General features: G+C 34.5%; 11 protein-coding genes and 1 pseudogene. 11 read left to right on the top strand and 1 reads right to left on the bottom strand.

Going from position 1 to position 11226, the window contains the following annotated elements; genetic code table 11:
- The 9 genes and pseudogenes from J3U74_RS12130 to J3U74_RS12090 form a co-directional block, all read left to right on the top strand.
- A pseudogene (locus J3U74_RS12130) lies at positions 1–245 on the top strand (hypothetical protein); the annotation flags it as partial.
- 1 nt (position 246) lies between these two features.
- Entirely contained in the window at positions 247–624 is a 378-nt protein-coding gene (locus J3U74_RS12125) for a hypothetical protein (RefSeq protein WP_267328474.1), read from the top strand.
- Positions 621–992, top strand: a complete 372-nt coding sequence (locus tag J3U74_RS12120) for a hypothetical protein (RefSeq protein WP_267338063.1) — start codon at positions 621–623, stop codon at positions 990–992. Before J3U74_RS12125 ends, J3U74_RS12120 begins: the two co-directional genes overlap by 4 nt.
- 60 nt (positions 993–1052) lie before the next feature.
- Positions 1053–1556 carry a hypothetical protein gene (locus tag J3U74_RS12115; protein ID WP_267338064.1) on the top strand — a complete coding sequence of 168 codons (504 nt, stop codon included), beginning with the start codon at positions 1053–1055 and terminating at the stop codon, positions 1554–1556.
- Positions 1557–1567: 11 nt separating this feature from the next.
- The gene (locus tag J3U74_RS12110; RefSeq protein WP_267338066.1) at positions 1568–2215 is read left to right on the top strand and encodes a DUF6246 family protein; all 648 of its coding nucleotides are present in this window, start codon (positions 1568–1570) and stop codon (positions 2213–2215) included.
- Positions 2216–2277: 62 nt separating this feature from the next.
- The gene (locus J3U74_RS12105; RefSeq protein WP_267328930.1) at positions 2278–2706 is read left to right on the top strand and encodes a hypothetical protein; all 429 of its coding nucleotides are present in this window, start codon (positions 2278–2280) and stop codon (positions 2704–2706) included.
- 84 nt (positions 2707–2790) lie between these two features.
- Positions 2791–3240, top strand: a complete 450-nt coding sequence (locus J3U74_RS12100) for a hypothetical protein (RefSeq protein ID WP_267328929.1) — start codon at positions 2791–2793, stop codon at positions 3238–3240.
- 242 nt (positions 3241–3482) lie between these two features.
- Positions 3483–4289 carry a phage antirepressor N-terminal domain-containing protein gene (locus tag J3U74_RS12095; RefSeq protein WP_267328928.1) on the top strand — a complete coding sequence of 269 codons (807 nt, stop codon included), beginning with the start codon at positions 3483–3485 and terminating at the stop codon, positions 4287–4289.
- Positions 4290–4592: 303 nt separating this feature from the next.
- On the top strand, positions 4593–7955 hold the full coding sequence (locus J3U74_RS12090) for a tape measure protein (protein WP_267338067.1): 3363 nt from the start codon (positions 4593–4595) through the stop codon (positions 7953–7955).
- Positions 7956–8132: 177 nt separating this feature from the next.
- Here the strand turns inward: J3U74_RS12090 and J3U74_RS12085 are convergent, their stop codons facing one another.
- Positions 8133–8549, bottom strand: a complete 417-nt coding sequence (locus tag J3U74_RS12085) for a hypothetical protein (RefSeq protein WP_267328941.1) — start codon at positions 8547–8549, stop codon at positions 8133–8135.
- Between the two features lie 338 nt (positions 8550–8887).
- On the opposite strand from J3U74_RS12085, the gene J3U74_RS12080 reads away from it, so the two are divergent.
- On the top strand, positions 8888–9679 hold the full coding sequence (locus J3U74_RS12080) for a BRO family protein (RefSeq protein WP_267328942.1): 792 nt from the start codon (positions 8888–8890) through the stop codon (positions 9677–9679).
- A gap of 389 nt (positions 9680–10068) precedes the next feature.
- On the top strand, positions 10069–11088 hold the full coding sequence (locus tag J3U74_RS12075; RefSeq protein WP_267328892.1) for a P63C domain-containing protein: 1020 nt from the start codon (positions 10069–10071) through the stop codon (positions 11086–11088).
- Positions 11089–11226 lie beyond the last annotated feature (138 nt).

The following is an 11226-nucleotide window of genomic DNA, read 5'->3' as shown; positions in this document are numbered from 1 at the left end:
TAATTTATTGCGATTATGGGCTTGATTCAGCGTTGAAAACTGGCGATATCGGCAGTGGATTTGTTATCAAAAACACGTTTTGGACTGAATACGCTTTAGCTAATGAGGGTGATTTTATCTTGATTGGAGAGTCATCAGAGTTAGACCCAGTCAAGACTGGTGCTGATGAAATTAAGCATATTATTCGATATGCGGATACATTTGAACGGATAGCTGATGATTACGCATTAGTAACGGGAGAGTGACATGACGGTTAAGGTCAAAGTAACTGGCATTAATGAATGTATTAACCAATTAAATAAAATTGTTGGAGATGTTCAAAGTCGCAGAGCGGTAAGAGCTATTCATTCGGCATTAATACTTGGTGGAGGACGAGCAGCAACATACACGCCAGTTGGTGATACCTCTAATTTAATCAATAGTCAATATCGTGAAGTGGTTTTTAACGGTAGTCGTTTGATTGGTAGAGTTGGTTATACGGCTAATTATGCAGCATATGTTCATGACCCTAATCGCCCGATGAAGTTCAGATTAGCCAGAGCCAAAAAAGAGTTCTTGTATAAAGGTTTTGAAGATGAGAAAGAGACAATTGACATGGTGATGAGAAAAGAGTTGCATATATGAAAATGTATATTCGAGTGGCTGATTACCTTCAAAATGCAAGGTTAACTGAGGGATTTACTGTTCAATATTTAAAGTGGCGAGATACAAAAAATAAAAATAGTAAATTCATTGTATTTAGACCTAATGGCGGGTCAATACTGAAAGCTAATTTAGGTAATGAGTATTACACGTTAGTCGATCTTGTCGGCGCAGTTAATGATATTGAATCTATTGATAATCACGTCTCAGCAATAGCTGATTACATCAAAAACAATCCTTACACAGATAATACAGGTCTTATTCAAGTTGTCGGCGCAATACCTGCACCAGTAATGACAGATGACGATAGATTAGTTTACAGGATTTTAGTTTCCTGCAAATTAGGTTAGCAATTAAAAACAATTTACAGCCTGCTTCGTGTAGGCTTTTTTATTTTATAGGAGTTAAAAATGGCAGAATGTACAGAACAAAATAATCAATTATTTGGCGCTGCTGTAGTTCTTGAAGTTTGTGACGGATGCCCAGACAAAGCACCAAAGGAAGCCGATTGGAAAGCTTTAATGGCTGGCACATCTAAAGGACTTGATTACAGTCCAAATACGGTGACTAGTGATGCAGATGATCAGGGCGGTTTTGTTGAAGCTATCGTCACCAATGCTGATATTGCCTTATCATTTGAGGGCGAAGTCAGAATTAATGACAAGTTAGATCAGTATGGCTTCTTCAAATTAGAGCGTTATTTTACCACTGAGTTAGCCAATAGACGTCAACCTAGTTTATGGGTTCGATTAATGTATGGTGAAAATACTTTTGTCGCCTACATGAATTTAACATCACTGAGTTGGAGTGGAGGGTCAAACGATATTGTATCAGCTTCACTTGAATTTAAAGTGGCTTCATCTAAATCAGTGAAAATTACAGGTAAAGTTCCTGCAACTCAACCAACCAAATAACAAGGCTAAATATGATTAGAACAGATATAGGCGAAATAGTAATTTCAATCAAAAAAAATGGGTCATTGAGCACAAAGAAAATTGATTATGTCTTCACTCCCTCATTTGAAAACTTATCAAAACTTGGTGAGCCACATGAGATAGTTAATGCCTATGCTGTTCTGCTTTCTAATCAAGCCTATGAAGCGATAACACGGCTCAAAGAGTCGTCGGAGTATTTATTTAAGTATATTGAAGAAAAGCTATTTGCACAGTTAGAAGTATCTAAACAAGTATTAACCTGCTGTTGTTCCGAAGATATTTCAGCTCTTATTGGCGATAAGAAGAAAAAGGGGCTACTTCAACCGCAAAAAATATTAATAATAGCAAGAAATTTACTTGATTATGGTGTAGCAGGAAAAGCAAAGATTAGAATATCTCAACGCAACGAAAACAAAACCTATTCATCTGAATTTAAAATTACTGACTACATCAACAATGCGAGAATCCATCTTGGATTATCATTAGATGATGCAAAAAAACTAACAATGACCGAATACATCATGTTAATGGCAAACAAATATCCTGATAAAGATGGCTTCACAAGAGAAGAATACGACAAAACCTTAGCGGATTATGAAAAACGACGTCGAGAAAGACTTGCTAAAGCAGCTGAATGATGGTTTTTATTGCTCCAATCACCTAAATAACATACCATTAACGAAAAAATAAGGAGAATGGTATGAAAAAGATTTTGTTTTGTATATTGATGTTTCCGTTTTTTGTTTTTGCTGATACTCAAAATCTAACTGATGAAGAATTAGAAAACGGAGTTCAAGGTATTTGGGCAATGACTCCATTAAAAGGTGGAATTGCAAATGTCATGTATAATGATAAGAATAAATCTATTTTGTATTCTTTTAAATGTGATTGGGGAACCAAAAAAATATATTTTGATGGTGTAGAAGAAAATACTTTTTCCATTAAAGAGGGTGTTTTCTATGTAACTGGAAAAGGAAAAATTGAACCTTATACTTCATTAAAAATTATTTCAATGAAACCAGGTGCGATAAAAATGCTTTATGGTCAATTTAAATTTAATTATATCAAAATGGATTATATAGTACCGCTGTGTTCTCTATATTGGGATAGTGATGATAAGCAAAAATAAATTAACAAACCCGCTTAGGGAGTTTTTTATTATGCTAATTTCATAAATTTCCAACTATTGACTAAAGTTATTTATGAGGAATGTATGAAAAGAATTATATTAATCAGCCTAGTTAGTCTTATTTTAACTGGCTGTGGTGATGATAAGGTTACTAAAGAGTATCTCGTCGGTGATTGGGATTGTAATAATGAAAAATATGAAAGCAAATACGATTCAAAATTCAAAGAATATAATGATTATTCTTTAAAAAGTAGTGAGCAATTTAAACAATCTTATAAAATTGTTGATGATGTTTTAATGTCAAAAATGGCTGATAAGAATGCGTTTGAACTTGATTTAAATAAAGTTTACAGTAATTTAAACTTGGAAGGGAAAACAGATAATTGCAATTACTCAATAAAAAGAGATCTGGTGAAGAAAGCAAACAACAAATTTAGTTGGACAGAAGAAACATTTTTTGATTGTACATTCGATAAAGATAGTATAGATAAATTCAAGACAAAAAGAGAAAGAATCTGCACTAGAATAAAATAACCATTGACTGGTCTAGTTATTTGATTGTATATTTTAAGAAGGTGCTCAACACACCTAAACAACGAGCGGACTTCCGCACCCGATAGATTAGCGGTTTTTTTACGTCCAAATTTTATGGTCGGGTGGCGTGCATAATACAATACCGAAAGGGAATAATGCAGGCTGTCTCGTTGCAGTGTTGAAGCACCCGACCTCCCTCAATCAACATGGGGGATAATAATAAAATCAACGAGGATGTAGATATGTCAATAACAAAATTAGAAACAATTCAGTTTCACAATCAACAATTAATTGTTCTTAATCACCAAAATAAACCGTACGTAGCAATGAAACCAGTTTGTGAAAATATTGGTTTGGATTGGGCTGCTCAACTTAAAAGAATCAAGCGCCATCAAGTGTTAAGAGTAGGTATGGTCATCATGACCACACCTTCAAAACAAGGTTTACAAGAGTACGTTTGCTTACCAATTTCAATGATCAACGGTTGGCTTTTTGGTATTGAAACTAGTCGGGTGAAACCAGAAATTAGAGCTACATTAGAACAATATCAGCTTGAATGTTTTGATGTTCTTTATAGTCACTTTATGCCCAAAGTAGCACAACAACACCCTAATACAATTTCACTCGAACAACAACAAGCAATCCAACAAGCTGTCAATGAAAGGGTTTATAGAACAGGTGAAAGGCATCAAGCGGTTTATTCAAAGTTTCATCAGCAATTCAAAATTCCTCGTTATCAAGATTTACCAGCTAGTAAATTTGACGAGGCGATTAAGTGGTTAGGCGGTATAACAATGAGGGATTATAAGGTAGTTAATATCGATAATTTAAAACGACAATACAATTATATAGCAACAATTCAGGAATATTATTACAGAGTAGTTGATTTATATAATGATTGTTTTGCTGATTTTCTCAATAAAAATAGTCCGCATTTACACTACAATTTTTCAACAGCGCTAAATAAGATACAAGTTAACTTGGGTTTATCAATGAATTTTGTTCGCAGTGAGCTGGATATTTGTAATGCAAAGAAAACATTAGTTTAATCCTTTTTAACGCATTGATTATTAATAATTAATTTTAACATAATAAAAAAGGGTTATTTTTGGTAAATTGGTTAATTTTTAGTTATAACAATGCGTTATGTTTGATATAATCTAGTTCACCGCTGCATAAGTGGTTTAGAAAGTTTGCGCAACGGGTAAAGTTACCGTCACGGGATTTAACGCTGCATAAGCGGTTTAGAAAAGTAAGTGATGATTTTGAAGATTTAACAGAATAATACTAATTTATTTATTGAAAACCTAAAGCTCGCAATTGCGGGCTTTTTTTATGTCTGGAGAAAACAAATGGCTCAATATACAGAAGGGAATATCACTTACACCGTTTCGCTTGAAATGAAAGAGTTACTGGAAAATTCTAGAAAAATCATGCAGGAAATGAAAGAATTAAATAACAGTGGTTCTAAAGCTTCTAAAGGTCTTGAAAAGCTTGAATCTTCCGCTCAAAGTGCTGGTAATTCTCTCGGTAAATTGACAAATATTGCTAAGGCTGTATCTGCTGCGCTAGTATCAAGTACAGTTATCGCCTACGCTCAAAGCTGGAATGAGTTAGAAGATCGTATTCAAAATACTGGCGCAACTGCGTCACAAACTAAAGACATTCTAGACCAGCTTTTGGCAACTTCTGACCGTAACGGTCGTACTATCGAAGAGTCGGCCGAGCTGTATATCCGTCTTTCTAACTCTATGGGTGAGCTGGGTTATAGCACACAAAGCACAATATCTTATATTGGCTCAATGTCAGACTTATTTACAATCAATAAAACTAGTGCAATAGGTGCTGAATCAGCTATAAATGCACTCACTAAAGCCCAAATGAGAGGTAAGCTCGCTGGGGTTGAGGCAATGACGGTATTTAGTAATATGCCAAGTGTTTTAGGAACATTGACTAATTATCTAAAGAAAAATGCTAAATCAACTGCTGATGCTGAGAAGATTACTGAACAATATGTTAAACAATTAGCTAGTGACGGCAAATTATCTATACAAACATTTACTGATGCGCTGATAGACTCTAATGTTGAACTAGATGCACTTGCCGATAACATGCGAAATACTGTAACTGACGGTATCAACCGTGTTACGAATAATCTTAAAAAATATCTTGGTGAATTAAATAACTCAACTGGTGCGACTAAATTACTCGTAGATTCGTTAATTTTAATGTCTCAGCATGTCGATATACTAATGACGGGCGTTGGTGCTTTAGCTGCCGTTTATGCGGGTAAATATATTACATCATTAGCTAGTGCTACTAAGCAGAGTGCTGAAAAAGTTATTAATGATATAAAACTAGCTCAAGCTGAAAAAGCAGCAGCACAAGCAGCGTTACAACAAGCTAAAGCTGAAGTTGCTCACTTAAGAGCGGTTCAGCAGTCATTAACTTCACAACTAAAGTTGGCGCAAACAGAAACAACTAGAAACTCAATTAGAAAACAGTTAAAAGCTAATACGGAAGCCTTAACCGCAGCAGTAAACAATGAAACAGCAGCGCAAGCACGATTAAATACAGCAATAAAAGCAACCTCTTTTGCTGCTAATGGTTTACGTTCTGCAATGGCTCTGTTGGGGGGACCAGCGGGCATGTTATTATTAGTTGCTGGTGGAATAGCGTCTCTTACATCTAAATCAAAAGATGCGGTACCAGAATTGCGAAATTATGCAAAATCGATTGATCAGATTAAAGAGTCTTTAAAAGGACTAAATAGTGTTCAGCTAAAAGGAAAAATTGCAGATTTAAAAGGTGAGGCTAAGTCTTTTAATAAAGAAATTTCCGATCTAGAGGAAAAAGCAAGGTTACTTAAATATGCCCTAAAAGTTCAACAAAACCCTTCGCTTTGGGGGGTAGATGGTAATAATTTATTAGCAGCTAAGCAATTTGGAACAATGGAGGAAATCCTAAATAAATTAGATCAGCTTTACGCTCAAATAGATAAAAAACGAGAAAATTTAAAAAACACTGAAGATGAATTAAATCTAGCAACAAAACGATTAAAAGAATCAACAGATAAAGCCACAAAATCAGGTAAAAAACTAACAGAAAGCTGGGATAAAGCATCTAAAGATAATATTGATAAAAAAGTAGCAAGTTTGTCAAAAGAGCTTGATGTTGCGACGTTAAAAGCAGAAGACAATAGTGAAGCGGCATTTATTTTAGATGGTCTTTATTCCGCTCTCGGTGATAGTGCTAATGAATATAGAGAAGACTTGAAATTACTTGCGCTGGGTCAAACAGAATTTACTAAGCTCACTAAAAATCAAGCCGCTGCATTACAGCCGTTAGTAATGCTTTTAAAATCATTATCAGCAGAAAACGACAAGATAAAAGCAAGTAGTAAAAAAGGCACAACAAAATCCTACGCCGAAGAAGTTAAAGAACTTAGCGATAAGCTAGAAGTTGCTAAACTCGAAGCTAAGGGTATGACTGTTGAAGCTGAATTACTTGCCATTACTCAAAAAATGGGTAGTAAAGTTACAGCCGAGCAAACAGCAAAACTAAAAGAGTTAATCGAAACCGCACAAGCTTATAAAGAACTTGGTTCATTAAAAAGCCCAATTGATGTTGAACAGGATTCGTTTAAAAAATCAAAAGAGTTGCTCGATAAACTACACAAACTTGGCGAAATTAAGCAAGCCGATTATAACTCTAAACTTGAGCAATTAGAGCAACAGCATCAAATAAACATGGCTAAAATTCAGTCAGAAGCTGTTGTATCTAAAGTTGACGACGCTGTAGCACAAGTTGACCCAGTACAAGCCCTTAAAAATGAGAATGATAGAAAACTCGCTTTGATTCAAGAATTCGAAAATCAGAAATTACTGACAGAAGAAAACGCCATTGCGCTTCGTGAGGCAGCTAATCGTCAGTATGAACAAAACCGCATCAATGCTCAATGGGAAATATGGCGCAATCAAAATGATGCTAACGAGTTTCTTGCTTCTTCACTCGAAGGACTGGCGAGCAGTGCAACAAGTACAATTTCAGGTCTAATGTCAGGAACAATGACAGCAACACAAGCAATGCAGAACTTTGCTAACGTGATTCTGAACGAAGCGATCGGGTCGTTGGTTCAAATGGGTATGCAATACGTTAAAAACGCTATTGTAGCTAAAACAACATCAGCAGCAACTACAGCCACCCAAACAACAGAGGCAATTGCATTAGCAGCAGCCTATAAACCTGCAGCAATGCTTGCGTCAATTGCTTCATACGGAGCAGCGGCAACGACGGGTGCTACTGCATATGGCACGGCAATAGGTTTAATGTCGGCAATACCAATTGCTGGAGCGCGTAAAAATGGTGGTCCAACATATGCAGGTTCAATGTATCGTGTGGGTGAGGATAATAAACCTGAAATCCTTATGCAGGGTGGGAGGCAATACTTAATACCAGGCGAAAATGGACGAGTATTGAGTAATCGACAAATTACATCTAATCAAGGTCAGAATCAAAATATACAATGGAATTTTATTGTAGAAAACTATGCAAGTGGTGTTGAGGTTAGCGAACCCTCTATTGACAATGAAAATAGAATTATCAGAACCGCAATCAAACAAGCAAAGCAAGAAGTTGCTAATGATATTAGTAGTCATACGGGAGAAGTCTGGCGAGCTATGTCAAGTTCGACTAATATTCAATCTAAATTGTAATTGATATTAAATAATAAATTTCATACCATTACTTAAAATTTAAGAAGATGGTATGAAAAAGATCTTATTTTATATATTGATGTTTCTGTTTTTTGTTTTTACTGGTGATGAATTGCAGTCAAAAGTTGATTCATGTAAATCAATACCAAATAAAGAAAGCCCTAAAACGGGCTTAATTTATTTATCTTGTACAAATCTATCGACCACAATAACTTTAGTCATAGAAAAAAGAGGTGTTATTTCCATAATTCCACCATCAGTTTTTCTTGCAAATATAAAAGGTTTATAACCAGTATATCCGCCATAAGAATTTTTAGCGTTTACATCGACCTGAACCATCCAAAAGACAGTTTTTGTTGATGCACTATATGCTCTTACTGGTTTATAAAAAACAAATTTTGCTGAATCAGGATCTTTTAGTGAGGTAGCAAAAAAATTGCGTATTAGTGATTTATAATTAACTGGCAACTTTTCAGGATGTGAATTGTCAATTTCTTCTTGAGTTAAGGTATAATAAGTTTCTTGTTTTGAGGTAGTACATCCGGTTAAAGCAAAAACGCCCAAAAATATAGCTGTAAATAATAGTTTTTTCATAAATTATTTCCTAATTAGTTTCCAGTAAATTGATACTATTTTATTTCCATAAATAAATCAATACTATCAACCGTTAAATTAACATAGCAATAAATTAATATTAGTTGACTTTATTTGTTAAATTAATATATATTCTAAAAAGGTGCTCAAAACACCAAGCGACAAGCGGAAACCGCGCCCGATAGAAATGCGGCTTTTTTATATCCAGATTTTATGATCGGGAGTGCGACTAATAAAACACCCTCGGGGGAATACGTCCGCTGACTTGTTGCAGTTTTGAGCTCCTGATCGCCCTACTCAAAATAGGGTTAATAATAAAAATCAACAAGGATATAGCTATGACAAATCAATCATCTATCAATTTATCAACATTTATTTTTGATAACTCACCAGTAAGAACATCTGAAATTAATAACCAATTATGGTTTTTAGCTAATGATGTTTGTTCAATTCTTGAATATAAAAATCCTCGTCGAGCAATTGAATTACATTGCAAAGAAAAGGGTGTAACAAAATGGTACACCCCTACAAAAGGCGGTAATCAAGAAATGATTTATATTAATGAGCCAAATTTATTTAGGTTAATCATAAAAAGCAAACAAGCAAAAGCTATAAAGTTTGAAGAGTGGGTTATGGAGGATTTATTACCCACAATTCGCAAAACTGGCTCATATTCGCTAACTATCAATTCAGAACAACAACAGCAAATCAAGCAAGCGGTAAATGAACGTTCATTTAGAACAGGTGAAAGGCATCAAGCGATTTATACCAAGCTTTATGAGCAATTCAAAATCCCTCGCTATCAAGATTTGCCTGCTAGTAAATTTGATGAGGCGATTAAGTGGTTAGGTGGTGTGCACTCTCGAAGCGGATTATCTGATGAAGATTGGTATGATTTAGCATGGTTATATAAAGCCGCTGAAAGAATGCGATATCAAATAGAATTAATAGAGCCTGCATTGAGAGTGATTGATTCAGGTTTTAGAGGGGCTTTCTATTCAATGGCTTGTGAATATAAGCGGACTTTAAATGATGCTAGAATAATCATTAATAGAGAAACAGCGCATATTGAAGCCAAAAATATTATCGATAAATGGAACAATGTTTTGCCAGTTATTAGACATGTTTAACCCTTTTTTTAGACCCTTTTTTAATATATTGATTATTATCAATTAATTTTCATGTAATAAAAAAGGGTTATTATTGGAAAATTGGTTAATTTTTAGTTATTACAATGTGTTATATTTGATATAATCTAGTTTACCGCCGAGTAGGTGGTTTAGAAATAACAAAGAAAGGCTGGAGTTATTCCCCTAAGGTTTACCGCCGAGTAGGTGGTTTAGAAAATATTCAGCCTAAAAATATTATTGATAATTGGCATAGAGTTTTGCCAGTTATAAAAAATAGTTAATTCTAAATTGTTATATAGATTTGTATGCAAGCATTTTTTATTTAATTATGCTTGCATTTTTATTTATATAGTTTATTATGCAAGCATGTTTAATAACGAGATGCTTGCATGAATAATAAATTAAATAAAGAAGATACAAAAGAAAACAACAAAGTAACGGGTAAGTCTGCTGGTGGTTTGGCAAGGAGTCAAAAACTAACGCCAGAGCAACGTAAGCAAATTGCTAAAAAAGCTGCGATTGCTAGATGGGGTAAAAAACCTTTAAAAGCAATTCGTAGAGGAAATTTTAAAGAAGATTTTGGCATTGATGTTGATTGTTATGTTCTTGATAACGAAATCAGTACAGCTGTTATCAGTCAAAGAGGTATGGCGGAAGCGCTTGGTTTAGCTGGTGGTGGAGGAACAGCTTTTATTCGATTCACTAGTGGTGCAACTATTGGTAAATATATTGGTCCTGAGCTTGAGAAAAAAATTAAAAATCCTATTGTTTTTCAAAGCTCTACAACTAAAAGTTCAGGTCCGGAAGTCATTGTATATGGATATGATGTTACAATTTTAATTGATGTTTGTGAGGCAATTTTAAGCGCTGAAAGAAACGGTGAATTAAAAGTTAATCAAAAACATGTGGCCGATCAAGCTAAAGTATTATTATCCGCATCAGCAAAATCAGGAATACAAGAATTAGTTTATAAACTAGCTGGTTTCGACTCAACTAAAGAACAATTTGTTCAGGCATTCAAGAGATTTGTTGTTGAAGAAGCTAAAAAGTATGAAAAAGAATTTCCTGTTGAGTTATATGTAGAATGGGCTAGGATTTACAATTTAACCATTCCTTCAAGAGGTTGGCCTTGGGAGTTTAAAACTTTAACAATAAATCACATTTATACACCACTTGCAAAAAGCAACGGTAAAATTCTAGAATTATTGAGAATAACAAAATCAAAGGGTGGTGACAGAAAAGATAAACTATTCCAATTTTTGAATGATGTTGGGACTCGAGCATTAAGAATGCAACTTGGTCGAGTTCTAGAAATGGCTGAATCCTCCAAAAATAAAAAAGAGTATGAACAAAAAGTTATTGAACGATTTGGGGGGCAGGCTGAATTAGATATAGTCCAAGAAGAGTAGTATCTTTTTTTAAAATTAATACCCAAAATTATCAACAACCCGCTTAGGCGGGTTTTTTTATTATCTAAAAAACAGGAGTGATAATGAATGATTATCCATTAGAGCAAAAAACAGTGCAGCTAAGCACTTATTCAAGAC

Source organism: Gilliamella sp. B3892 (assembly GCF_026536305.1).
GTDB lineage: Bacteria > Pseudomonadota > Gammaproteobacteria > Enterobacterales > Orbaceae > Gilliamella.
This window is presented reverse-complemented; position numbering and strand designations above follow the sequence as displayed.